This window comes from Sphingomonas sp. GW822-FHT03G08, assembly GCF_058801135.1.
Window position 1 is genome coordinate 518,118 of sequence record NZ_JBXAMZ010000001.1, and the last position, 24,905, is coordinate 543,022.

Genomic DNA, 24,905 nt, shown 5'->3' on the forward strand with positions numbered 1-24,905 from the left:
ATAAAACCATAAAGTGTTTTTCGGAGGCCCAATGAGCAAACTGCACCTCGTCTTCGGCGGTCGCGTGACCGACCCGATGACGCTTGATTTCGTCGACCCCTCGAAGCTGGACGTGGTCGGCATCTATCCCGACTATGCCAGCGCAGAGAATGCCTGGCGCAGCGCGGCGCAGCGCACGGTGGACGATGCCGAGATGCGTTATGTGGTGGTCCATCTCCACCGCCTGCTCGAGCCCGATCTGGAGGCCTGAGCCCTTTCCGGACCGCTGTCCCCGCCATGCGGTGGGGATAGCGGTTCAGGCTTTACGCCAATGCCACATGAACAGCGGCCGCGCGGCTGCCAGGCCTGCTAGGAATCCGCCTATGGGGGCCGCGGCGCTCCAGGACAGGGATTCGAAGAGCGGGACGCCCTGGGGCGTGGGCTGGAGTAAACCGGTCAAAATCGAGATTACCGCCCAGGCCGCGGCGAGCCAGGCCACGTGGACCGTCCTTGCGGAGAATGGACCGACCGCCCGGGTGCGCGGCTGTCCGTAGAGCAGCGCATAGGCACCCAGCACCGCCGACACCGCGCCGTTCATGCCGAGCAGCGGCCACAGCGCATCCGGCGTCAGCAGATAATAGACCCCGGCCGACGCGAAGGCGCCGATGACGTAGAGCAGCAGGAACTGCGGCCAGCCGATCACCTGCTCGGTCTTCTGCCCGGTGATCACCAGGATCAGCACGTTGAAGAAGATCTGCAGCGCGCTGACATGGATGAACAGCGTCGTCAGCGGCGTGAGGATCGCGGGCACCGCCGGCGTGCCCGGGGTGAACAGCTCCGCCCCGGCCCGCGCCGGGATGAACCCGCCGAGCACCGCGGCTTCCTGCAGATTGCCGGTGATCAGGATCACGGCGCCAACCAGCGCCGTGATCGCCGAAATCAGGATCGTCGCGGGGAAGTCACGAAACTTCACGCTCAGATGAATTCGATCTTGGACACCAGATAATAGCGGTCGCCGGCGGGCACCGAGACCTCGACTTCCTCGTCCACCTTGCGCCCGATCAGCGCGCGGCCGATCGGCGAGTTGTACGAGATGCGGCCCTTGTTCACATCCGCCTCGGTCTCGCCGACGATCTGGTACTTGAGCGGCTTGTCGTCCTCGTCGAGCAAGGTCACCGTCGCGCCGAACACGACCTTGTCGCCCGAAAGCTCCTTCGGATCGATGATCTGGGCGCGGCTCAGCTTGCCTTCGATATCGGCAATCGTGGCCTCGTTCTGGCCCTGCTGCTCCTTGGCGGCATGATATTCGGCGTTTTCCGAGAGATCGCCATGTGCGCGCGCCTCCTCGATCGCATCCACGATCAGCGGGCGCTCGATTTTGAGGCGCTTCAGCTCCGCGGTCAGCTTCTCATAGCCTTCCTGAAGCATCGGCATCTTATCGACCGTCGCCATCCACCAAGTCCTTCAAAACGCCCCGTCCCACAAGCGCCCCCTTCGGAGACGCCCGCACATGGATACTGATGGGGGGAGATCAATTGTGCGAACGCGAATAATAAGCCTGCCGTTGCCGCACTGCAAGGCTAGGAAAGTTACGTCGCTGTGGAAGCTGCGATAATAATGCTCCCCAGCCCCTGCCGGGGAGCAGCATTATCGATCAGCCGCGCGAGGCGTAGAAGTCCTGCAGCGGCCGCACGTCCAGGCTGTGCTTCGACAGCGCCTCGATCGCCCGCGCCGCCGCGACGCTTGCCTGCGCCGTGGTGAAGTACGGGATCTTGAGGTTGAGCGCCGAGCGGCGGATGTCCGACGAGTCCTTGAGTGACTGCCAGCCTTCGGTGGTGTTGAAGATCAGCGCGATATCGCCGTCGAGGATACGATCGACGATATGCGGGCGGCCCTGCGCGACCTTGTTGACCCGCTCCACCGCGATGCCCTCGGCCTCGAGATAGTCCGCGGTGCCGCCGGTGGCGACGATGGTGAAGCCCATCCCGGCGAGCAGCTGCACGCCCGGCAGGATCACCGGCTTGTCGGTATCCTTCACGCTGACGAACAGGCGACCCGAGCTCGGCAGCACGGTCCCCGCCCCCAGCTGCGCCTTGGCGAAGCTGGTCGCGAAATCGAGGTCGATGCCCATCACTTCGCCGGTCGACTTCATCTCGGGGCTCAGCACCGGATCGACGCCGGGGAACTTGTTGAACGGGAAGACGGCTTCCTTGACCGCGATATAGTCGATGTCGCGATCGATCTTCGGCAGGTCGGCCAGCTTCTCGCCCGCCATCACGCGGCTGGCGATCTTCGCCACCGGCGCGCCGATCGCCTTGGCGACGAACGGCACGGTGCGCGAGGCACGCGGGTTCACCTCGATCAGGTAGACCTCGCCGTCCTTCACCGCGAACTGGATGTTCATCAGGCCCTTGACCTTGAGCGCGCGCGCCAGCGCATCGGTCTGGCGCTCGATCTCGGCGATGATCTCGGCCGGCAGGCTGTAGGGCGGGATCGAGCAGGCGCTGTCGCCCGAATGGACGCCGGCTTCCTCGATATGCTGGAGCACGCCGGCGACGACCACATCGGTGCCGTCGGCGATCGCATCCACGTCCACCTCGACCGCGTCACGCAGATACTGGTCGATCAGAACCGGGCTATCGCCCGAGACCTGCACGGCGGTCTGGATATAGTCATCGAGCTGCTGGGTGGAGTCGACGATCTCCATCGCGCGGCCGCCGAGCACGTAGCTCGGGCGCATCAGCACCGGATAGCCGATCCGCTCGGCGATCTTCACCGCTTCGTCACGGGTGCGGGCCAGGCCATTGGCCGGCTGCTTGAGGCCGAGCTTCTCGACCAGGTCGGCGAAGCGCTCGCGGTCCTCGGCCAGGTCGATCGCGTCGGGCGAGGTGCCGAGGATCGGGATGCCGGCATCTTCCAGCGCCTTGGCGAGGTTGAGCGGGGTCTGGCCGCCGAACTGGACGATCACGCCGACCAGTTCGCCCTTCGACTTCTCGACATGCAGGATCTCCAGCACGTCCTCGGCGGTCAGCGGCTCGAAATAGAGGCGGTCCGAGGTGTCGTAGTCGGTGCTCACCGTCTCCGGGTTGCAGTTGACCATGATCGTCTCATAGCCCGCGTCCGCCAGCGCGAAGCAGGCATGGCAGCAGCAATAGTCGAACTCGATGCCCTGCCCGATGCGGTTGGGACCGCCGCCCAGGATCACGATCTTCTTGCGGTCGCTCGGCGCTGCCTCGTTCTCGGGCTCGCCGAAGCTCGGCGCTTCATAGGTCGAGTACATGTACGGCGTCTTCGCCTCGAACTCGGCCGCGCAGGTGTCGATCCGCTTGAACACCGGGCGCACGCCCAGCTTGTGGCGGTGCGCGCGCACGTCATTCTCGTTCACGCCGCCGGTCATCGCCTTGACGACCTCGCCGATCAGGCCCGACGACTTCGCCATGGCATCGGTACCCGCGCGCAGGTTCGCCGACTTGAGCGCGAGGAACGCCAGGCGCTTGTCGCTGAAACCCATCGCCTTGAGGCGGCGCATGCCGGCCGCGTCCTGCGGCAGCCCCTCTTCCATCACCTGCGTTTCCGCAGCGATGATCTCGGCGAGGCGCTCCATGAACCACGGGTCGTACTGACCGATCGCGCAGACTTCGCGCACGGTGAAGCCCTCGCGCAGTGCCTGGGCGGCGATCAGCAGCCGGTCAGGCGAGCGCACGGCGAGCGCCGCCTCGATCTCGACGCGCGGCGCACCGGCCAGCTTGTCGACATTGTTGAAGCCGCTCAGGCCGGTCTCGAGGCCGCGCAGCGCCTTCTGCATCGATTCGTGGATGTTGCGGCCGATCGCCATGACCTCGCCGACCGACTTCATCGCGGTGCCGAGGGTCGCCTCGGCGCCCTTGAACTTCTCGAAGGCGAAGCGCGGAATCTTGGTGACGATATAATCGATCGTCGGCTCGAACGACGCCGGGGTGGCCCCGGTGATGTCGTTGTCGATCTCGTCGAGCGTGTAGCCCACCGCCAGCTTGGCCGCGACCTTGGCGATCGGGAAGCCGGTGGCCTTGGAAGCCAGCGCCGAGGAACGCGACACGCGCGGGTTCATCTCGATGACGATCAGGCGGCCGTCCTTCGGATTTACTGCGAACTGCACGTTCGAACCGCCGGTTTCCACGCCGATTTCCCGGAGAACCGCGATCGATGCATTGCGCATGATCTGGTATTCCTTGTCGGTCAGCGTCAGCGCCGGGGCGACGGTGATCGAGTCACCGGTGTGCGTGCCCATCGCATCGACATTCTCGATGCTGCACACGATGATGGCGTTGTCCTTGCGATCGCGGACAACCTCCATCTCATATTCCTTCCAACCGAGCAGCGATTCCTCGATCAGCACCTCGGTCGTCGGCGACAGGTCGAGGCCCGTCCGCACGATATTGATGAATTCCTCGCGGTTGTACGCGATGCCGCCACCCGAACCGCCCATGGTGAAGCTGGGGCGGATGATCGCCGGCAGGCCGACATGCTCGAGCCCGGCCAGTGCCTCGGCCTCGGTATGCGCGATATGGCTGCGGGCGCTTTCGAGCCCGATCTTGGTCATCGCGTCCTTGAACTTCAGCCGGTCCTCGGCCTTGTCGATCGCCTCGGCGTCGGCGCCGATCATGATGCAGCCGAACTTCTCCAGCGTGCCGTCATTGGCGAGGGCGAGCGCGGTGTTGAGCGCGGTCTGGCCGCCCATCGTGGGGAGCACCGCATCGGGGCGCTCCTTCTCGATGATCTTGGCGACGATCGCCGGGGTGATCGGCTCGACATAGGTCGCATCGGCCAGCTCGGGATCGGTCATGATCGTCGCCGGGTTCGAATTGACCAGGACGATGCGATAGCCCTCTTCCTTGAGCGCCTTGATCGCCTGCGTGCCCGAATAATCGAACTCACAAGCCTGGCCGATCACGATCGGGCCTGCGCCGATGACGAGGATGGAGGAGATGTCGGTGCGTTTTGGCATGTCAGGCCTTCAAGAACGATCGGATCGGAAGCGCAGCGATGCTGCCCTGCGGACACCACGGCGCCGAAGCGTCGTGATGGTGGAAGTGGAGAGCCCTGTCCAAGCTCATCCCCAGAAAAACATCATCAGGCTGTAGAGCAGCGCGACCACGAACACGCCGCCGGCCAGCCAGCCCGAGGTGCCGTCTATGGTCGGCATGTGCCAGCGCCGGACGACCGACTGGTGCATGCGGTCGGCCTGGTTGCGCGCCTTGGCATAGCCGGCCTCGGAAAAGGCGAAGAACAGGCGCCCGGCGCCGGTCTCGCGCTCATGCCGGCCATAGCCCGCCGCTTCCCATGCCCTGGCGCTCGCCTCGGCCTCGCCAAAGCCTTCTTCCCTGGCGAGCGTGGTGAGATCCACGCGCTGTCCGGCAGCGTCGGGGACGCTGTCGACTGCCTCCATGAAGAACCGATCGGCCGAGGTGAGGGCTTTCCCCACCATCACGCCGCCCGGATCATCCCGATGAACCGCTCGAACAGATACAGGCTGTCCTGCGGACCCGGGCTCGCCTCGGGGTGATACTGCACGCTGAACGCAGGGCGATCGGTCAGCTCGATGCCGGCGTTGGAGCCGTCGAACAGCGACACATGCGTCTCGCGGGCGTTCTCGGGAAGCGTCTCGCGCTCGACCGCGAAGCCGTGGTTCATGCTGGTGATCTCCACCGCGCCGTCTTCCAGCCGCTTGACCGGATGGTTGGCGCCGCGATGGCCCTGGAACATCTTGGTAGTCTCGGCGCCGACGGCAAGGCCGAGCAGCTGGTGGCCGAGGCAGATGCCGAACAGCGGCTTGCCCGTCTCAAGCAGCTGGCGGATCACCGGCACGGCATATTCGCCGGTCGCGGCGGGATCGCCCGGGCCGTTCGACAGGAAGAAGCCGTCCGGGTTGAACGCCATGATCTGCTCATAGGTCGCCTGTGCCGGCAGCACGGTCACCTTGGCGCCGGCCTGAACCAGATTGCGGAAGATGTTGCGCTTCGAGCCATAGTCGAGCGCGACGACATGCGGACGCGTGTCCTCCTGGCCGCCTTCATCATAGCCGAAGCCGAGGCGCCAGACGCCGCCTTCCCAGCCATAATGGGTCTCGGCGGTCACCGTGATCGCCAGGTCCATGCCCTCAAGGCCCGGCCAGGCGCGCGCCATCTCGAGCAGCAGCGGAATGTCGAACTTGCCCTCGGCCGAATGCGCGATCACGCCGTTGGGCGCGCCGGCAAGGCGGATGCGGCGAGTCAGCGCGCGGGTGTCGATGCCGGACAGGCCGATGCGGGCATGCTTCTTCATCCAGGCATCGAGATGCTCGGTCGAACGGAAGTTGCTCGGCTCGGTCACGTCCTCGCGCACGATCATGCCCAGCGCATGGGGATCGTCGGCCTCGATATCGTCGGGGTTCGCGCCGACATTGCCGATGTGCGGGAAGGTGAAGTTGATGATCTGGCCCGCGAACGACGGATCAGTCATGATCTCCTGATAGCCGGTCATCGCGGTGTGGAAGCACACTTCGCCGACGGCCTGGCCTTCGGCGCCAAAGCCACGGCCCCAGATCACGTCCCCCGACTCCAAAACCAGAACACCGGTAGCTCCGGCAGGCATGGGCGTAGGCGTGGCGTCGGCCATTGAGGGGTGGCTCTCCATTTGAGGTGCAGCAATGTCGCTAAGTGCCGCCCGCTAGACCCCTACCCCCCTCGCGTCAACCGGTTCGCGGGTCTATTGCGGGTTCAAATTCCGATTCACGAGAGATGAAATGATCCGAGACGATATCAAGGCCGCCCAGATCACCGCCATGAAGGCCGGCGACAAGGAGACCCGCGGCGCGATCAGCCTGATCCAGAGCGCGATCAAGAACCGCGACATCGAGGAGCGCACCAAGTCGGTCCAGATGGACGACAACGCGCTGGTGATCGAGGTGCTGCAGAAGATGGTCAAGCAGCGCCGCGAATCGATCGAGATGTTCGAGAAGGGCGGCCGCCAGGAGCTGGCCGACAACGAGAAGGCCGAGGTCGCGGTGATCGAGCGCTTCCTGCCCGCCCAGATGAGCGATGCGGAGACGACGGCGGCGATCGAGGCGATCAAGGCCGAGCTGGGTGCTGCAGGCATGAAGGACATGGGCCGGGTGATGGCCGAGCTCAAGGCGCGCCACGCGACGACGCTCGACATGAGCAAGGCGAGCGGGCTGGTGAAGGCGGCGCTGAGCTGAGGGCGAGGTAGCCCACATTATCCACACCCCGCCCGGCTTGCGGGTTGGGGCGGCGGGGCGCATTGGGATGGAGTGTCCCTTACCCCCGCCTTTCTCGACGAACTCCGCGCCCGCACCCTGCTGTCCGGGCTGATCGCCAAGACGACCAAGCTCCAGAAGGCGGGACGCGAGTTCCGCGCCTGCTGCCCGTTCCACAACGAGAAGACGCCGAGCTTCTACGTCAACGACGACAAGGGCTTCTACCACTGCTTCGGCTGCGGCGCGCATGGCGACGCGATCCGCTGGATGACCGACCAGCGCGGCCTGCCCTTCATCGATGCGGTGAAGGAGCTGGTCCAGGCCGCCGGCATGGAGATGCCCGAGCAGGACCGCCGCAGTGCCGAGAAGGCCGAGCGCGCCAAGGGCCTGCACGAGGCGATGGAGGACGCGGCCAGGTTCTTCGTCGAGAAGCTGGGCAGCATCGAGGGCGCCGAGGCGCGCGCGGTGCTCAGGAGGCGCGGGATCAGCGAGGAGACCGCCCGGACCTTCGGCATCGGCTATTCCCCCGATTCGCGCGGCAAGCTCAAGGAAGCGCTGAAGACCTACGGCGATGCGATGCTGGTCGAGGCCGGCATGCTGATCCAAGTCGAGAAGAAGGATCCGTACGACCGCTTCCGCGGCCGCCTGATGATCCCGATCCGCGACGTGCGCGGCCGCACGATCGCCTTTGGCGGCCGCATCATCGGCGAGGGCGAGCCCAAATATCTCAACTCGCCGGAGACGCCGCTCTTCGACAAGGGCCGCACGCTCTACAATCTCGACCGCGCCCAGGCCGTGGCGCGCAAGTCCGGGCGGATCATCGCGGTCGAGGGCTATATGGACGTGATCGCGCTCGCCCAGGCCGGGTTCGGCGAGGCGGTGGCGCCGCTCGGCACCGCGATGACCGAGCACCAGCTCGAACGGCTCTGGCGAATCGCCGACGTGCCCCTGCTCTGCTTCGACGGCGACTCGGCGGGCCAGAAGGCTGCCCTGCGCGCCGCGCACCGCGCCATGCCGATGCTCGAGCCGGGCCGCAGCCTCGCCTTCGTCACCCTGCCCGACGGCCTCGACCCCGACGACCTCGTCCGCGCCCAGGGGGCGCAGGCGTTCGAGGCGCTGCTCGGCAAGGCCCGGCCGCTGGTCGATCTTCTCTGGGAAAGCGAACTCGCCGCCGAGCCGCTCGACACGCCGGAGCAGCGCGCAGGGCTCAAGCGGCGCCTGGGCGAACTCGCCGGCGGGATCGGCGATCCCAATGTGAAGCACGAATATCTCGCCGAGTTCCGCGAGCGCGCCGACACGCATTTCGGCCGCGGCCCGCGCAATTTCGAGAGCGGACCCCGGCGCGGCGGCGGTTCGGGCCCTGCCCCGGCCCGCGGCAAGCGGGACAAGCGCGGCAACTGGCTCCCGCCCGAACCGCCGCTCACCCAGCAGACCCGCGCGGTCCAGGCCGGCGGGCTTGACCCGATCCTCTCCAAGGCGGTTCTCGCCGGGTTGATCCGTCATCCGGCCGAAATCGCCCGCCACATGGAAGTCCTCGGCAGTCTTCGCGGCGCATCGGGCGCGCTCGGCAAATTGTTCGAGGCGGTCGTCGATGTCGCGCTCGAAGACCGGCAGCTTGATCAGGGCAAAGTACTCACCATATTGGCGAAGTCCGGTTTCGATCAGATGGCGAGCGAGCTGCTCCGGGCCGATACCCTGCCCTTTTCCTTCACCCGGCCCCAGGCCGAGGAAAGAAAGGCGCGCGAAGACCTGAACGAGGCGATCGCAGTGATGGTGGCACGGCCCGCGGTGGACGCGGCGCTGGCGGAGGCAACGGCAGCGATGCTGGAGCGTTTCGACGATGAGTCGTTCGCGCGGCAGACGGCGTTGCTGCGGGAGCGGCAGGAGCTGGAAACGCGTCTCGCGAATCTGATGCTTGCGGACGAAGAAGATTTCGAGGATTAGGGCGGCGTATAATTGCCGCCATCCAAGTTTCGAGGATTTGAATGGCCAAGGCGAACATGGCGGACGTCACCGACACCGGCGAAGCGGGTGATGCGCCGCTGATCGATCTCAACGAAGGGTCGATCAAGAAGCTCGTCGCGCGAGCCAAAAAGCGCGGTTACATCACCGTAGATCAGCTCAACGAGATGCTTCCGCAGGACCAGATGTCCTCGGAGCAGATCGAGGACGTGATGGCGGCGCTCAACGATATGGGCGTCAACGTCGTCGAGAACGAGGAAGCCGGCGAGGACGCCGAGCCCGAGGACGACAGCCAGGACGAAGCTGATTCGAACGACAGCGGCGACGATTCGGCCCCTGCCTTCGAGACCAAGAAGAAGGAAACCGTAGACCGGACCGACGATCCGGTGCGCATGTACCTGCGCGAGATGGGCGCCGTCGAGCTGCTCAGCCGCGAAGGCGAAATCGCGATTGCGAAGCGCATCGAGGCCGGCCGCGACACGATGATCCTGGGCCTGTGCGAGTCGCCGATCACGTTCAACGCGATCATCGGCTGGTCGAACGCGCTCAACGAAGGCACGATGCAGCTGCGCGAGATCCTCGATCTCGACGCCATGCTCTCCAAGGGTCCGTCGGCCGAGCAGGTCGAAGGCGCCGAGGATGATGATTCGGGCGAGATCAGCGAGAAGACCGCCGGCGCTTCCTTCAAGGAAGAAGAGGAAGTCGAGGAAGTCCAGGACGAGGACGATGAGGACTCGATGACCGAGCGCCGCACGCCGCGGCAGTCGGACGACGAGGAAGAGGACAACACCCTCAGCCTCGCGCAGATGGAAGAGACGCTCAAGCCGCAGGCGCTTGAGAAGTTCGCCAACATCACCTCGATCTACAAGAAATTCTCCAAGATGCAGCTTTCGCGTCTCGACGCGATGGCAGCCGGCGGCGAGCTCGCCGCGTCGGAGGAGAAGAAGTACCAGAAGCTGCGCGAGGAGCTGACCGCCGAAGTCGAGTCGGTCCAGTTCCACCAGCAGAAGATCGAATATCTCGTCGACCAGCTCTACAGCTTCAACCGGCGCCTCACCGCGCTGGGCGGCCAGATGCTGCGCCTTGCCGAGCGCCACAAGGTCAGCCGCAAGGACTTCCTCGATCGCTATGTCGATCACGAGCTGGACGAGCAGTGGCTGCAGTCGGTTCAGGGCATCGACAAGAAGTGGGCGGCGTTCGCGGCCAATGAGGCCGGTTCGGTCGATCGCATCCGCGTCGAGGTCTCGGAGATCTCGCAGTCGACGGGCATGGCGCTCGCCGAGTTCCGCCGCATCGTGAACATGGTGCAGAAGGGCGAGCGCGAGGCACGCATCGCGAAGAAGGAGATGGTCGAGGCCAATCTCCGCCTCGTGATCTCGATCGCCAAGAAGTACACCAATCGCGGCCTGCAGTTCCTGGATCTCATCCAGGAGGGCAATATTGGCCTGATGAAGGCGGTCGATAAGTTCGAATATCGCCGCGGCTACAAGTTCAGCACCTACGCCACCTGGTGGATCCGCCAGGCGATCACCCGCTCGATCGCCGATCAGGCGCGCACGATCCGTATCCCGGTCCACATGATCGAGACGATCAACAAGCTGGTCCGCACCAGCCGCCAGTTCCTCCACGAGCAGGGCCGCGAGCCCACGCCGGAGGAAATGGCCGAGCGCCTGAGCATGCCGCTCGAGAAGGTGCGCAAGGTGATGAAGATCGCCAAGGAGCCGATCTCGCTCGAGACGCCGATCGGCGACGAGGAAGACAGCCACCTGGGTGACTTCATCGAGGACAAGAACGCCGTGATCCCGGTGGATGCCGCGATCCAGGCGAACCTCAAGGAAACGGTCACCCGCGTCCTTGCCTCGCTCACCCCGCGTGAGGAGCGCGTGCTGCGCATGCGCTTCGGCATCGGCATGAACACCGATCACACGCTCGAGGAAGTCGGCCAGCAGTTCTCGGTTACCCGCGAACGCATCCGTCAGATCGAGGCGAAGGCGCTGCGCAAGCTCAAGCACCCGAGCCGCAGCCGCAAGATGCGGTCGTTCCTCGACCAGTAACTACCCGTATCTTCACGGATACTTTCGAAACGCCTCGGAACTTGCTTCCGGGGCGTTTTTGCATTTCAGCCGGAACGGCGCCGGAACATTCGCCTTATCCACAGTAAATTCGCGATTTACCTTGTCTTTACGTGCTTCGGTATATCCCCGGGTTGCAAAACACTGCCCGTCGGCACGGGGCCGGCTGGAGGATGTGGGGGCTTATGCCGTTTGATTCCGTACAAGTTGCGCGATTGGGCGGTGCCTGGGGCTCGATGGGGGCACTCATCGCCTCCGATGGCAGCGCCAATCATCCCTATCTCCAGCGCCTCGCCCGCAACGAGGAGCCGCTGCGCGACCTTTCGGACGCGGCGCATCACATCTGCCTGCTCCACGGCCGCCATCCCGGCGTGATCGACCACGCGCTGGGCCATGCCCGGCTCGGCATCGAGCGCGACTGGCTGGAAGCCGCCGCCGACGCTTTCGTGATCGAGCGCGCCTATCTCGTCCGCATCGTTGCGGCCGCCGGCCCGCTGCCCAGCACCCCGGGCCATGCCGAGACCGAAGCCGCCACCGCGGCGCAGCGCCACGCCGTGGACATGCTCGCCCAGTCGGATCGTGCGGGCTGCGCCGCCGGCGCGTCGATCGCGATGGCGATGGACTGGGCGGTGATCCGCGAGACGCTGGATACCGCCGCCGAGCGCCTGGGCATAGCGCCCCCGCCCTCGCAGCTGCCGCTGGCCGAGGAAACCGTGACCGTGGTCGATACGCTGGTCCGCGAAGGCTCGCTCGAACGCGCCATGCTGTTCGGCGCCCAGCAGCTCTTTGCCCAGCATCGCGGCCTGTGGGATCTGCTTGAGGCCCGCGCCTCGGCCCGCGACAAGCAGTAACTGCCCTCACGCTTCCCGAGAATTCGTCACCCTGAACTTGTTTCAGGGTCCAACTCTCCACGCGCTATATCGCCAGCGGCACCTTGGATGCTGAAACAAGTTCAGCATGACGAGAAGGCTTGCTTCCCGGCCCCGCGGCCCTTTACGAATACGTCATGCGCTTCGAAGGCACCCAGAGCTATGTCGCGACCGAGGACCTGAAGGTCGCGGTCAATGCCGCCGTCACGTTGCGGCGTCCCCTCCTCGTCAAGGGCGAGCCCGGGACCGGCAAGACCGTGCTGGCCTATGAGATCGCCAAGGCCGTTGGCGCCCCGCTGATCGAGTGGAACGTCAAGTCGACGACCAAGGCGCAGCAGGGCCTCTACGAATATGATGCGGTGGCGCGGCTGCGCGACGGCCAGCTCGGCGATCCGCGCGTCCACGAGATCTCCAACTATATCCGCAAGGGCAAGCTGTGGGAGGCGTTCACCGCGCCCCAGCTCCCGGTGCTGCTGATCGACGAGATCGACAAGGCCGATATCGAGTTCCCCAACGACCTCCTCCAGGAGCTCGATCGGATGGAATTCCACGTCTACGAGACACATGAGACCGTCCGCGCCGCCGAGCGCCCGATCGTGGTCATCACTTCGAACAACGAGAAGGAGCTGCCCGACGCGTTCCTGCGCCGCTGCTTCTTCCATTACATCAAGTTCCCGGACCGCGAGACGATGCAGGCGATCGTCGACGTCCATTTCCCAGGCATCCAGAAGCTGCTGGTCAGCAAGGCGATGGATATCTTCTACGAGATCCGCGAAGTGCCGGGCCTCAAGAAAAAGCCCAGCACCAGCGAGCTGCTCGACTGGCTCAAGCTGCTCCTCCACGAGGAGATGCCGCTCGAAGTGCTGCAGAACAAGGATCCGACCAAGGCGATCCCGCCGCTCCACGGCGCGCTGCTCAAGAACGAGCAGGACGTGATGCTGTTCGAACGGCTCGCCTTCATGGCCCGCCGCCAGCAGGGCAAGGCCTGATGCCGTACACCGGCAGCTGTGCCTGCGGGGCCGTCACCGCGACGATCGCCGGCGAGCCGGTCGCGGTGCGCCAGTGCTGGTGCCGCCAGTGCCAGCGCGTCGCAGCAGGCTCACCCACGACCAACGCGATCTTCGCGACCGACGATGTCGAGCTGAGCGGCACGCTGACCACCACCAGCTATGTCGCGGAGAGCGGCAACACGCTGACCCAGAGCTTTTGCGGCCTGTGCGGCACGCCGGTGCTGGCGCAGAGCTCGGCGCGCCCGCAGTTCCGCACGATGCGCATCGGCTTCCTCGACCAGCCGCACGGCCTGGCACCCCAGGTCGCGATCTGGACCGACGACGCGCCTGCCTGGGCGCATATCGACCCCGCGCTGGAGAGCTTCGCGCGCCAGCCCCCGGCGCCCGTGGCGCGCCAATAACTCCTTCTCCCCCTGTGGGAGAAGGAAGGGGCCCGCTCGCGCAGCGAATGGGAAGGATGAGGGGGCATCGAGTCTCATTCCCCCTCACCCTTCCGCCGACTTCGTCGGCTCCCTCCCTCTCCCACAAGGGTAGAGGGATCGCAGTTAACCCCTCTTAAACCACCCATGGCTACGGTTCGCTTGGGGGGGACCTTGTATGGGTCCCGTGTATGCGTTTGCGTTTTGCGTTCCCTGCCCTTCTCGCCACCGCGCTCTGCGTCGCGGCGCCTGCCGGCGCGCAATCCCTTCTCGAATATGTCGGCGAGTGCGTGCCCTTCGCGCGCCAGGCTTCGGGCATCCAGATCTATGGCGATGCCTGGACCTGGTGGGATCAGGCCAGGGGCCGCTACCAGCGCGGCCAGGTGCCGAAGGTCGGCGCCGTCCTCGCCTTCTCCAAGAGCCCCCAGCTTCGCCTTGGCCATGTCGCCGTGGTCAGCCGCATCGTCGAGAAGCGCGTGCTGATGATCACCCATGCCAACTGGTCGCGCCAGAATGGCGAACGCGGCCATGCCGAGCAGGACGTCACCCTGTTCGACGTCTCCGAGCGCGGCGACTGGAGCCTGGTCAAGGTCTGGTATCGCGACAGGAACGGCCTGGGCAGCTCGATCTACCCGGCGCATGGCTTCATCTACGGCACGCCCGACCGCGATGCGCCCGCCGGCGTGCGCAAGGCCCGCCCTTCCGCCGAGCTGACGTCCCGCCAGCCCGATTATGTCGGCTCGCTGATCGACGCCTACGCCGCGCGCTGAGGGCTCTGGACGCTGGGCGGCGTCCGGTCCTAGAACAGCGTCATGTTCCTCTCCTTCCTCGACGAGCTGCGCGCCGCGGGCATCCCCGCCAGCCTGAAGGAGCATCTGATCCTGCTCGAAGCGCTCGACCGTGACGTGATCGAGCAGACGCCCGAGGCCTTCTACTATCTCGCCCGCGCCACCTTCGTGAAGGACGAGGGGCTGCTCGACCGGTTCGACCAGGTCTTCGCCAAGGTCTTCAAGGGCATCGCCACCAGCTACGGCGTGGCACCCGCCGAGATCCCCGAGGAATGGCTGCGCGCGATCGCCGAGAAATATCTCAGCCCCGAGGAGATGGCCAAGATCCAGTCGCTCGGCTCCTGGGAAGAGATCATGGAGACGCTCAGGAAGCGGCTCGAGGAGCAGCAGGAGCGCCACCAGGGCGGCAGCAAGTGGATCGGCACCGGCGGCACTTCGCCTTACGGCAACGGCGGCTATAATCCCGAGGGCGTCCGCATCGGTGGCGAGGGCAAGCACAAGCGCGCGATCAAGGTGTGGGACCAGCGCGAGTTCCGCAACCTCGACAGCACCCGCGAGCTCGGCACCCGCAACATCAAGGTCGCGCTGCGCCGCCTGCGCCGCTTCGCCCGCGAAGGCGCCGCCGACGAGCTCGACATCGACGCGACGATCGAAGGCACCGCCAAGCAGGGCTGGCTTGATGTCCGCATGCGCCCGGAGCGGCACAATGCGGTGAAGCTGCTGCTGTTCCTCGATGTCGGCGGCTCGATGGATCCCTTCATCAAGCTCTGCGAGGAGCTGTTCTCCGCTGCGACGAGCGAGTTCAAGAACCTCGAGTTCTTCTATTTCCACAACTGCCTGTACGAAGGCGTGTGGAAGGACAATCGCCGCCGCTTCCAGGAGCGCACGCCCACCTGGGACATCCTCCACAAATATGGCCACGACTATAAGCTGATCTTCGTCGGCGATGCCTCGATGAGCGCGTACGAGATCACCCATCCCGGCGGCTCGGTCGAGCATTTCAACGAGGAAGCGGGTGCGGCCTGGATGCAGCGCGCGCTCAACACCTATCCCGCCGCGGTGTGGATCAACCCGATCCCGCGCGAGCAATGGGGCTATACCCAGTCGGTGAAGATTATCCGCGAGCTGATGAGCGAGCGCATGTACCCGCTCACCCTGGGCGGCCTGGACGAGGCGATGCGCGAGCTCAGCCGCAAGCGCTAGGGCTTCTTCTCCTCGCCCGCGTCCTTCGAGTTCTTGACGATCCGCCGCGCGATCTCGCCGGACTGCTTGATCGAATTGACGTCCGCGCGGCTCTTGTAGAGCCCCTGGAGGAAGCCCTGGTCGAGCGCGGTCAGTTCGGGATCGCTGAACGTAGAGCCCTGGTCGAACAGCGTGATGATCGAGTCGACGGCGCTGCCGTCCCGCGGCGGCCGCGCGCCGGCCAGCGTGCGCATCGCCAGATAGTCCGCGATCTGCACCACCGACTTGCCGATCACTGCCTTGTCGTCGATCACCACGATCGACTTCACCGTCACCTGCTGGGTGCCCATAGTGATGGCCGAGGCGCTGAACCGCTCGACATATTTGATGCCGTCATCATTGCCGCCGACCTGGTTGCCCAGCTCGTCGCGCACCTCGATCGTGCTCCACGCGTGCACCGGGCCGTCGCGCAGCGCCTTGCGCAGATCGACCATCTTGAGGTTGCCGAAGAAGCCCGGGAAGCGCTTGTGCAACGCCTTCACGAAATCATCCGCGTCATGGGCGACCATCAGCGCGATATTGGGCCGGCAGCCGGCCTCGCCCACCGTGGCGCCGGCATCGAGCGCCACAGCCCGCAACCGCGCTTCGATCGCCTTGGCGGCATCGGGGCCGAGCCCGGCCACGATCGGGCAGACCGGTTCGGCGAAGCGGGCAAGCTGGCCTTCCACGCTCGAGCTGATCTGGCGGACGAAGCGCTTGGCCGCCTTGGGCGGCACGCCCTTGGCGCCGACCACGACGATATCGCTGTCGTCCTTCGGCTTTTGCTGCGCCGGCTTGTCCTGGGCAAGCGCCGGACCGGCAAGCAGGGCAAGCGCCAGAAGGGCAATCCGCATCAATGCTGCTTCCCACCAACCATGGTCCTGGAGATACGATAGGCCTGATCCGATCCCTGCTCATAGGGATTTCGCATCCGGTAGAGGCCGGCGAGCAGCCCGATGTCCATGTCGGTGATCTCGGCGGGCGGCGGCGCGACATTGGGATCGAACAGCGACAGGATCGATGCCGAGGCGATCGACCCCTTGGCGGGTGGCCGCGCGCCGACCAGCGTCCGCATCACGACATAGTCGCCCAACTGACGCACCGATTTACCCAGCGCGACATGGCGGTCCATCACCACCACCGCATTGATCGTCACCGCCTGGGTCTCGCCCTCCATCACCGGCGGATAATCGGGATCGTCATTGCCGGTGGAGAGATGGCCGACCTCGTCACGGGTCACCACCAGGCGCCAGGCATGGATCGGCCCCGCCGCGAAGGCATCGCGCAGGGCATTGTCGTCCAGGTTGGTGAAGGCCGCATTGCCCTGCTTGCGCATCGTGTCGAGCAGCGAATCGGCATTGTCGGCGAACACGATCATCAGGTTCGGCTCGCACTTGTCCTTGCCCATGCGGACCGATGCCGCCGCGCCGACGATCCGCACCCGGTCCTCGATCGCGCCCTTGAACCGCGCCGGCAGGCCCAGCACCAGCGGGCAGACGGGATCGACGAAGCGCGCAAGCTGCCCGTCCTCGGTGTCGAGCACCTGGCGGATATAGCGCTGTGCCTTCTTGATCGGCGGCTGCGCCTTGCCGGTGACGACGATGCCCCCGTCCTGGGCGGGCGGCCTGGGACTGGTGGCGCCATCCTGCGCGTGCGCAACCGGCATGGCGGCGAAGGCGGAAAGCAGGACAAGCGAATTCAGGCAGCAGCGTATGCGCATAACGATCGATCCCCTCACATTCTTCGGGACCCCGCATGCGCCGTCTTCTTGGAGTCGGTCGACTGCCCGATGGAAACCAAGGCGTATCGCGCCCTGTCGCCGCTGTCCATCGAGCGCGACCGCGATACCGCTAGTTGGGCTTCTTCTCCGCCGCGGCCTTGTCGCGGTCCCGCAGGATCTGGTCCGCGATGGTGCCGATCTGGCTCCCGCTCCTGCCATTGGCCTGCATCTCGTAGACGCCCTTCAGGAAGCTGCGATCGACCTCGGTCAGGCCTTCCGGGGCGTCCCCCTCGGCATCGAAGAGCGAAAGGATCGTGTCGAGCCTGGTGCTCGCCTTTGGCGGCCGCGCACCGGCCAGGGTGCGCATCGCGACATAATCGGCGATCTGCCCGACCGACTTGTTGTCGACCGCATTGGCGTCGAGCACCACCACCGCGCCAAAGGTCGCCTGCTGCGTCGAAAGCGAAATGCGCGAAGGCTGGGCGACGCCGTTGAAGCTGCGCGGCCCATTGCTCTCGAGCGCGCGGCGACCGTCCTGGTCGAGCTCCTCGGCTACCCGCCAGGCGCGCACGGGTCCTTCGTCGAGCGCCGTGCGCTTGTCGTCATAGGCGAGGTCGTCGAAGAAGCCGTGATATTTCTGGCGCAGCTCGGCGATGAACTTGCTGGCATCCGCCGCAACGATCACGAAGATGTTCGGATTGCATTTCTCGTCGCGATCGACCCGCGCGCCTGCTTCGGTGGAAACCTCCATAAACCGCTTGGCGACGGCCTTGGCATAGGCCGGCGGGAGCCCGAGCACGACCGGGCACACCGGATCCTCGAAGCGCGAGAGCTGTTCCTTGGTCGTGGTCATAACCTGACGGACAAAGGTCCGCGTTTCCTTGCGGGGGCCCTGCTTGCGGCCCTCGACGACGATGCCGGAACTATGGCCGCCGGCGGGCGCGTCCTGCGCCTGGGCAGGCATCGCCGCCAGCCCCGCCAGCACGAAAGTCAGCCCCGTAACCATCTTGTGCATCGGTCGATTCCCCATATTCCGCCGGACCTTCGCCGGGGCGCCGGCGAAAGTCCACGGGGCAACGAAGCCGATTTTACGGGGATCAGAGGCGATCGACCGCCCGGTGCAGGCGCCGAAGGATCGCGCCGTCATTCGCCTGGCCATTGGCCGCTTCGCTGGCCAGCGCCATCAGGCGGATCGCGCCGAAGCTCGCCGAAAGGCCCTTGAGCCGCAGTGCGGCCGCGGCCCAGCCATCCGGATTGTCAGCGGACTTCATCGCTTCGAGGCACCGCTGCACCCCGTCGAGAAACGCTTCGCGCAGTTCTGCGATCAGCGCGGGCTCGTCACCCACTGCCGCCGCGAGAGTCGCATCGATTGCACCCGGATCATACGCCATGGTTCAGGGATATAGCCGAACGAGCGTTAACGCCCCGTTTCCTTGTCGCTGTTGGACCGGCGCCGAAATGTGGTAAATGCGCGTCATGATTGGGGGAAAACCTGCCGAACCGCTGCCCGCGCATAATGACGCGGAAGAGCGGGTCCTGTCCGAAACCGCCGCAGCAGTGGCTGCGCCGGCGGAGCCCGAAGCCTGGTACGAGGCTGCGGAAGAAGAGGACACGCCCCGGCGCGCCGGCTGGGTGCTGCCCGTGCTTGCGATCGTCGCTGTCCTGGGCTGGCTCGGCGCGATGGGCTGGCTGCTCCGCGGCGCCTTTGCCGCCCCCATGGCGCCTGCCGCGCTGGTCCAGCTGATCGCCGCGCTCTGCGTCCCCCCTGCCCTGATCGGCATCCTCTACCTCCTCGCCCTGCGCACGAGCCGGGCCGAGGCCCATCGCTTCGGCGCCACGGCGCGGGCGATGCGCGCCGAGGCGGCAAGCCTGGAGCGCGTGGTCGCCACCCTCTCGCGCAAGATCGAGGAAAACCGCGCCGCGCTTGCCGAGCAGACCAACATCCTGATCGCCATGGGCGAGCGTGCCTCGGAGAAGCTCGAAAGCGCCGCGGGCAGCGCCGCCCAGCATGCCCGCTCGATCGACGCCAGCACCCGCCATTTCGGCGAGGCCACCGCCGATGCCGAGCATCGCGTAGCCGTGGTGCTCTCCTCGCTGCCCAAGGCGCATGAGGAAATGCGTGGCCTGTCCGATCGGGTCGATGCCGCCGGGCTGCTCGCCAGCGAGCGTGCCGCCGCGCTCGATACCCAGCTCTCCGCGCTCGCCGAGCGCGGCCGCGAGGCCGACCAGATCGCGGGGGGCGCCGCCGATCGCCTCGCCGCGCACATCGCCCGCATGGAAGCGACCAGCGAGACCGCCAGTGCCCGGCTCGAACAGGTCACCGGCGAGATGTCGACCCAGGTCGATGCCGTGCTCGATCGCGCCGCCAATGCCGTGGACGAGGCACGCAAGGGCATCGCTACCCAGGGCGAGGCGATCCTCGCCATGCTCTCCGCCAACCAGGCCGCGCTCGACCGCGCGGGCCGCGACAGTGCCGAGGCGATGGGCGCCCGCATGGCGTCGATCGAGGAAGCGATCGGCCGCATCGGCAATCGCCTTTCGGAGGAACAGGGCCGCGGCGACAAGCTGTTCGAGGGGCTGGCGAGCGGCGTCGATCGGCTCGACCGCGCGATGGACGACCTGCATGTCGCGGGCACCGAGCGCACGCGTAACCTTGCCGCCTCGATGAGCGCGCTCCACGGCTCGGTCGAGGCGATGACGATCGCGCTGACCGTCGGCGACGAGACCGCCCAGAAGGTGATCGGCACCTCCGAGGAGCTGCTCACCGCGCTCGATGCCTCCGCCCGTGAGATCGACGAGACCTTGCCCGAGGCACTGGCGCGTCTCGATGCCCGGATCCTGGCGAGCCGCCAGGTCGTTGCCGCCTCCAAGCCCGAGCTGCTCGCGCTGGTCACCGCCGCGGAGAGCACGCACGACGCGATCGAGGCCATCGCCGACGTGGTCGGCCAGCAGCGCGATACGCTCGCCAAGACCCAGGCCTCGCTGCTTGAAACGCTGGCGACCGGCGGCGAGCAGGCCGAGCAGCTCAGCGCGATCGTCGATGAGACCATCGCCACCACCCGCCGCTTCGCCGAAAGCGCCGCGCCGCAGCTGGTCGATGCGCTGCTCAGTGTCCGCGAGACCTCGAGTGCCGCTGCCGGCCATGCCCGCGAGGCGCTGTCGGCCATCGTGCCGCATGCCGAGCGCGCGATCGAGGAAGCCGCGGGCGATGCGCTGCGCCGGGCGGTCGATGCTTCGATCCGCCGCCAGCTCACCGACCTTGCCGAGACGACCGAGGCGGCCGTGGTCGCCGCCACCCGCGCGTCGGAGCGCCTGACCCAGCAGATGGTGGCGCTGGCGGACACCACCGCCCAGGTCGAGGCGCGCATCGCCGAGGGCCGCAAGGAGCGCGAAGAGTCGGACAGCGACAATTTCGCGCGCCGCGTCTCGCTGCTGATCGAAGCGCTCAACTCGGCGTCGATCGACATCACCAAGGCTTTCTCGGCCGATGTCACCGACAGCGCCTGGGCCGCCTATCTCAAGGGCGATCGCGGTGTCTTCACGCGCCGTGCGGTGCGCCTGCTCGATCCCTCGGATACCCGCGAAATCCACCGGATCTACGAGGATGACGAGGGTTTCCGCGACAACGTCAACCGCTACATCCACGATTTCGAATCCATGCTCCGCCAGATCCTGGCCCTGCGCGACGGCTCGTCGATGAGCGTGACCCTGCTCTCCTCCGACATGGGCAAGCTGTACGTCGCGCTGGCCCAAGCGATCGAGCGCCTGCGGACCTAGTCACGCCGTTCATGCCACTCCTGTTCCCCGGCGAAGGCCGGGGCCCAGTCTCGACGAACCTGGCGGCGGCGGTCGAACCTCTCGACCTACATGGCAACCGGGCCCCGGCCTTCGCCGGGGAACGGGCTTGGCTGGAGCCCGTCGCTTGTCTTGCAATGTAGGATTTCGCCTGCTTGGCTCTCGCGGTCCGGCGCTTGCTTGCCGCTCTTTGGCCTGTAGGGAAAATAGGATCACGCCCACGCAATATCCTTGCGAGATGCGCTGCGTTCCCGTTGATAAGGTCAAAATTCCGGCGGCGAGAACCCGCTCCTGGCCTGTACTTCGTGTACTTTCGCGAGACGCCAACCGCCGGCTGTAGGAAGCGCTACGAGGCCTTTTCGGGGTGCATATGCGCCCACCAGTCGAGCATCTCGGTGGTCACCCAGCCATTGACGTAATTGAGGTAGAACAGCCCGAACAGGATCGTCGCGACGATCGTGGTGCGCAAGGCAATGCGCTTCACATTGAACTCATGCGGCGCGCTCGGCGCCTGGCCGGGAACCAGTTCCACGCCTGCCTCCTCGCTCGTCTTCACGCCGAACGGCAGGACGAGGAACACCGAGAAGGCCCAGAACAGGAAATAGATGGCGAGCGCGGACTTCCAGGGCATGGGATGGTGATAGGGCGGCCAATCTGGAAGCGGAAGCCTTCATCGTCATCCCGGCTTTCGCCGGGATGACGGCCAATACCGCTATTGCTCGATGATCAGCACGTCCACCACGGGCTTCTTGCCGGTGAAGCGCACCGCCGCGCGGCGCACCGCGAGCCGCACCGACTCGCGCAGCTTCTCGACATCGCCCTTGCCGTCCTTCTTCACGGCTTCGCGCGCAGCGTCGGACGCCTCGGCGATGAAGTCCTCGCGGTCTTCCTCCACCGGAATGCCCTGGAGGCGGATCTGCGGCTCGCCGGCGAGCTTGCCGTTGCGGATCGCCACCGCGGCGCTGATCTGGCCGTAGAGCGCCACCCGTCGGCGTTCGTTGATCGTGGTGCCGTCCGCCGGCAGGATGATGTCGCCGTCCAGCACCAGGCGCCCGACCGGCGCCTCGCCGATCTTGGACGGCCCGTCCGGCGCGAGGCGGATGATGTCGCCGTTCACCTGGCGGATCGACTTGGGCACGCCCTGCTCCAGCGCGAAACGGGCCTGCTCGTACATGTGGCGCACCTCGCCATGCACCGGCACGACGATCTCGGGGCGGATCCACTTGTACATCGCCGCCAGCTCGGGGCGACCCGGATGGCCGGATACGTGGATGAAGGCCTGGCGGTCGGTGATCAGCTCGACGCCCTTGGCGGCCAGCGTGTTCATGATCCGCCCGATCGCGATCTCGTTGCCCGGGATCTGGCGCGAGGAGAAGACGACGGTGTCCCCCTCGGTCACCTTGAGGACATGGCTGCCCTCGGCGATGCGGTTGAGTGCGGCGCGGGGCTCGCCCTGCCCGCCCGTGGCGACGATCAGCACCTTGTGCGGCGGCAGGTCCATCGCCGCTTCGAAGTCGATCGTGTCGGGGAAGTCGCGCAGATAGCCGGTCGACTTCGCGACACGCAGGATGCGGTCGAGCGAGCGCCCGGCGACGCAGAGCTCGCGCCCGGTATCGCGGGCCACTTCACCCAGCGTCTGCAGGCGTGCGGCGTTCGAAGCGAAGGTAGTGACCAGCACCCGGCCCTTGGCCGCGCCGATCACCTGATCGAGGCCCTCGCGCACCGCGCCTTCGGAGCCCGATGCCTCGGGGTTGAACACATTGGTGCTGTCGCAGACCAGCGCGAGCACGCCCTTGTCGCCGATCGCGGTCAGCTCCGCCGCGGTCGAGGCGCCGCCCAGCGCTGGGCTCTCATCGAGCTTCCAGTCACCGGTGTGGAAGACGCTGCCGTACGGCGTCTCGATCAGCACGGCATTGCCCTCCGGGATCGAATGGGCCAGCGGGGTGTAGGTGATGCGGAACGGGCCGAGGTTGAACGGACCTTCCTCGTTTACGACGTTGAGCTCGACCTTCTCCTCGATACCCTCTTCCTCGAGCTTGCCGTGGATCAGGCCCGCGGTGAACGGGGTGGCATAGAGCGGCACGCCCAACTCGCCGGCGAGATAGGGCAGCGCGCCGATATGGTCTTCATGGCCATGGGTGAGCACGATGCCCAGCAGATCATCGAGCCGCTCCTCGATGAACTGCAGGTCGGGCAGGATCACGTCGATGCCCGGATAGTTGGCATCGCCAAAGGTGATGCCACAATCGACCATCAGCCACTTGCCCTGGCAGCCATAGAGATTGACGTTCATGCCGATCTCGCCCGAGCCGCCGAGCGCGAGGAAGAGGAGTTCTTTTTCAGGGGTCACTTGATTTCCTCGGTCAACGGCTGCGTTCCCACAGCATCGCCAACCCTTGAATGGTCAGATCGGGTTCGATCACATCGAATATGGGGGTGTGCTTCTCGAAAAGCACGGCCAGGCCGCCGGTTGCGATAACTTTGACCGGGCGGCCTATCTCGGCCTTCATCCGCGCGACCAGTCCCTCGATCATCGCGACATAGCCCCAATAGATGCCGATATGCATCTGGTCGACGGTGTTGCGGCCGATGACACTGGTTGTGGCCGGCGCGGTGATCGCGATGCGCGGCAGCTTGGCGGCTGCGGTCACCAGCGCGTCGAGCGACAGGTTGATGCCGGGGGCGATGATCCCGCCCTTGTACGCGCCGCGATAGTCGACCACCTCGAAGGTGGTGGCGGTGCCGAAGTCGATGATGATGAGGTCGCCGGGATGGCGGGCATGGCCCGCGATCATGTTGAGCGCGCGGTCCGCACCCAGGCCCTGCGGCTCCTCGACATCGAGCGGGAAGCCCCATTCGGCCTTGCCCTGCCCGGCGATCACCGCGTCGGTCTTGAAGTATTTGCTGCTCAGCACCTGGAGGTTGTGCAGCGCCCGCGGCACCACCGTGCCGATGATCACGCTGGTCACGTCGGCGCGGTCATAGCCCTCAAGGTTGAGGAGCTGGCTGAGCCACACCGCATATTCGTCCGCCGTGCGGCGCGGGTCGGTAGCGATGCGCCAGCGCGCGCGCACTTCCTGGCCCTCCAGCAGGGCGAAGACGACATTGGTGTTGCCGGCGTCGATGGCTAGCAGCATTTCCGGGCCTCTCAGAGCAGGAACACGTCTGCGGCGTGAATGACATGGCTGGTGCCATCGGCCAAGCGCAGGATGAGCGCACCCTCGCCATCAAGGCCACCGAACAGCCCGTCGATGCTCGATCCGTCGGCAAGCCGGGCGGTCAGCGCCGTGTCGATGGGGTGCGCCCGGCCAAGCCAGCGTTCGCGCACGGGGGCGATACCCTCACGCCAGCGGGAAACCCAGCGAGCGAAGCTTTCGGCGAGGGTTTCGGCGAAGATCTGGGGATCAGGCGCCGGGCCAAGCGCGGCAAAACTGGTGGTGGCGCGGTCCAGCCCCTCGGGATGATGCGCCAGATTGACCCCGAAGCCCAGGATCACCGCATCCCCCACCCGCTCGAGCAGGATGCCGGAGAGCTTGGCGCCGTTCACCAGCAGGTCATTCGGCCATTTGAGCATCGGCTCGACGCCGAACACCCGCGCCGTCTCGTCGAGCGCAACGGCAGCCACCAGCGCCAGCGTCGCAGGGCTGGGCTCCCCCGCCCGCGTCCGCACCAGCGTGGAGACATAGAGATTGCCGAGCGGCGACTGCCAGGCACGGCCTTGTCGGCCCTTGCCCGCGGTCTGCCGCTCGGCTCTCAGCCACAGGCCCTCGCTCGCCCCGCTGCGGGCGAGCTCGGCCATGTCGGCATTGGTGGATCCCGTCTCGGCGACGGTCCGTACG

Annotated in this window: 23 protein-coding genes; 10 read left to right on the forward strand and 13 right to left on the reverse strand. The window is 66.2% G+C overall.

From position 1 onward, the window contains the following. The first annotated feature begins 31 nt into the window (after nt 1-31). Nucleotides 32-250, forward strand: a complete 219-nt coding sequence (locus tag AC1RJ5_RS02200; protein ID WP_269575283.1) for a DUF4170 domain-containing protein — start codon at nt 32-34, stop codon at nt 248-250. A 45-nt stretch (nt 251-295) separates the two neighbouring features. Here AC1RJ5_RS02200 and AC1RJ5_RS02205 read toward each other — a convergent pair whose 3' ends face one another. The 5 genes from AC1RJ5_RS02205 to carA all read right to left on the reverse strand — a co-directional run bounded on the left by AC1RJ5_RS02205 (nt 296) and on the right by carA (nt 6,612). Then, entirely contained in the window at nt 296-952 is a 657-nt protein-coding gene (locus AC1RJ5_RS02205) for a rhomboid family intramembrane serine protease (RefSeq protein WP_269575282.1), read from the reverse strand. A gap of 2 nt (nt 953-954) precedes the next feature. Then, nucleotides 955-1,431: a transcription elongation factor GreA gene (gene greA, locus AC1RJ5_RS02210; RefSeq protein ID WP_184166329.1), complete on the reverse strand. Its 477-nt coding sequence runs from the start codon at nt 1,429-1,431 to the stop codon at nt 955-957. Nucleotides 1,432-1,633: 202 nt separating this feature from the next. Then, nucleotides 1,634-4,963, reverse strand: a complete 3,330-nt coding sequence (gene carB, locus AC1RJ5_RS02215; RefSeq protein ID WP_493111461.1) for a carbamoyl-phosphate synthase large subunit — start codon at nt 4,961-4,963, stop codon at nt 1,634-1,636. Between the two features lie 105 nt (nt 4,964-5,068). Further along, the gene (locus AC1RJ5_RS02220; RefSeq protein ID WP_269575280.1) at nt 5,069-5,443 is read right to left on the reverse strand and encodes a hypothetical protein; all 375 of its coding nucleotides are present in this window, start codon (nt 5,441-5,443) and stop codon (nt 5,069-5,071) included. Next, the gene (gene carA, locus AC1RJ5_RS02225) at nt 5,443-6,612 is read right to left on the reverse strand and encodes a glutamine-hydrolyzing carbamoyl-phosphate synthase small subunit (RefSeq protein WP_269575279.1); all 1,170 of its coding nucleotides are present in this window, start codon (nt 6,610-6,612) and stop codon (nt 5,443-5,445) included. The genes AC1RJ5_RS02220 and carA overlap by 1 nt, the downstream gene beginning before the upstream one ends. 127 nt (nt 6,613-6,739) lie before the next feature. Here carA and AC1RJ5_RS02230 point away from each other — a divergent pair, with 127 nt between their 5' ends. From AC1RJ5_RS02230 to AC1RJ5_RS02265, 8 genes are all read left to right on the forward strand, one after another. Further along, entirely contained in the window at nt 6,740-7,192 is a 453-nt protein-coding gene (locus tag AC1RJ5_RS02230; protein WP_493111464.1) for a GatB/YqeY domain-containing protein, read from the forward strand. Between the two features lie 72 nt (nt 7,193-7,264). Beyond that, entirely contained in the window at nt 7,265-9,154 is a 1,890-nt protein-coding gene (gene dnaG / locus AC1RJ5_RS02235) for a DNA primase (RefSeq protein WP_493111466.1), read from the forward strand. Between the two features lie 41 nt (nt 9,155-9,195). Continuing rightward, nucleotides 9,196-11,226, forward strand: coding sequence for an RNA polymerase sigma factor RpoD (rpoD, locus tag AC1RJ5_RS02240; RefSeq protein ID WP_269575276.1), 2,031 nt, complete (start codon nt 9,196-9,198; stop codon nt 11,224-11,226). A 254-nt stretch (nt 11,227-11,480) separates the two neighbouring features. After that, nucleotides 11,481-12,095 (forward strand): DUF6975 family protein, encoded by a 615-nt coding sequence (locus AC1RJ5_RS02245; RefSeq protein WP_269575275.1) that lies wholly within the window; start codon nt 11,481-11,483, stop codon nt 12,093-12,095. A gap of 155 nt (nt 12,096-12,250) precedes the next feature. Beyond that, complete coding sequence (locus AC1RJ5_RS02250) at nt 12,251-13,102, forward strand: AAA family ATPase (RefSeq protein ID WP_493111468.1); 852 nt, start codon at nt 12,251-12,253, stop codon at nt 13,100-13,102. Next, entirely contained in the window at nt 13,102-13,524 is a 423-nt protein-coding gene (locus tag AC1RJ5_RS02255) for a GFA family protein (RefSeq protein WP_269575273.1), read from the forward strand. Before AC1RJ5_RS02250 ends, AC1RJ5_RS02255 begins: the two co-directional genes overlap by 1 nt. Nucleotides 13,525-13,733: 209 nt before the next feature. Next, a complete protein-coding gene (locus AC1RJ5_RS02260; protein ID WP_269575272.1) occupies nt 13,734-14,312 on the forward strand; it encodes a CHAP domain-containing protein in 579 nt (192 codons plus the stop codon). A 42-nt stretch (nt 14,313-14,354) separates the two neighbouring features. Further along, complete coding sequence (locus AC1RJ5_RS02265; protein WP_269575271.1) at nt 14,355-15,533, forward strand: vWA domain-containing protein; 1,179 nt, start codon at nt 14,355-14,357, stop codon at nt 15,531-15,533. Here AC1RJ5_RS02265 and AC1RJ5_RS02270 read toward each other — a convergent pair. The 4 genes from AC1RJ5_RS02270 to AC1RJ5_RS02285 form a co-directional block, all read right to left on the reverse strand. After that, on the reverse strand, nt 15,530-16,405 hold the full coding sequence (locus tag AC1RJ5_RS02270; RefSeq protein ID WP_184166359.1) for a hypothetical protein: 876 nt from the start codon (nt 16,403-16,405) through the stop codon (nt 15,530-15,532). The two genes, AC1RJ5_RS02265 and AC1RJ5_RS02270, sit on opposite strands and share 4 nt — an antisense overlap. After that, nucleotides 16,405-17,217 (reverse strand): hypothetical protein, encoded by an 813-nt coding sequence (locus tag AC1RJ5_RS02275; RefSeq protein WP_493111471.1) that lies wholly within the window; start codon nt 17,215-17,217, stop codon nt 16,405-16,407. The genes AC1RJ5_RS02270 and AC1RJ5_RS02275 overlap by 1 nt, the downstream gene beginning before the upstream one ends. A 184-nt stretch (nt 17,218-17,401) precedes the next feature. After that, nucleotides 17,402-18,286, reverse strand: a complete 885-nt coding sequence (locus AC1RJ5_RS02280; protein ID WP_184166365.1) for a hypothetical protein — start codon at nt 18,284-18,286, stop codon at nt 17,402-17,404. A gap of 82 nt (nt 18,287-18,368) precedes the next feature. Beyond that, nucleotides 18,369-18,662 carry an Hpt domain-containing protein gene (locus tag AC1RJ5_RS02285; protein WP_184166368.1) on the reverse strand — a complete coding sequence of 98 codons (294 nt, stop codon included), beginning with the start codon at nt 18,660-18,662 and terminating at the stop codon, nt 18,369-18,371. Between the two features lie 85 nt (nt 18,663-18,747). Between AC1RJ5_RS02285 and AC1RJ5_RS02290 the strand changes: the two genes are divergently transcribed. After that, nucleotides 18,748-21,048 (forward strand): coiled-coil domain-containing protein, encoded by a 2,301-nt coding sequence (locus tag AC1RJ5_RS02290; RefSeq protein WP_493111474.1) that lies wholly within the window; start codon nt 18,748-18,750, stop codon nt 21,046-21,048. A gap of 364 nt (nt 21,049-21,412) precedes the next feature. On the opposite strand, the gene AC1RJ5_RS02295 is transcribed toward AC1RJ5_RS02290, so the two are convergent. The 4 genes from AC1RJ5_RS02295 to AC1RJ5_RS02310 all read right to left on the reverse strand — a co-directional run bounded on the left by AC1RJ5_RS02295 (nt 21,413) and on the right by AC1RJ5_RS02310 (nt 24,865). Then, a complete protein-coding gene (locus tag AC1RJ5_RS02295) occupies nt 21,413-21,697 on the reverse strand; it encodes a DUF1467 family protein (protein WP_493111476.1) in 285 nt (94 codons plus the stop codon). 81 nt (nt 21,698-21,778) lie between these two features. Continuing rightward, nucleotides 21,779-23,416 (reverse strand): ribonuclease J, encoded by a 1,638-nt coding sequence (locus AC1RJ5_RS02300; RefSeq protein ID WP_493111478.1) that lies wholly within the window; start codon nt 23,414-23,416, stop codon nt 21,779-21,781. Between the two features lie 13 nt (nt 23,417-23,429). Beyond that, nucleotides 23,430-24,203, reverse strand: coding sequence for a type III pantothenate kinase (locus AC1RJ5_RS02305; RefSeq protein ID WP_269575266.1), 774 nt, complete (start codon nt 24,201-24,203; stop codon nt 23,430-23,432). A gap of 11 nt (nt 24,204-24,214) precedes the next feature. Beyond that, the gene (locus AC1RJ5_RS02310) at nt 24,215-24,865 is read right to left on the reverse strand and encodes a biotin--[acetyl-CoA-carboxylase] ligase (RefSeq protein ID WP_269576454.1); all 651 of its coding nucleotides are present in this window, start codon (nt 24,863-24,865) and stop codon (nt 24,215-24,217) included. Nucleotides 24,866-24,905: the final 40 nt, after the last annotated feature.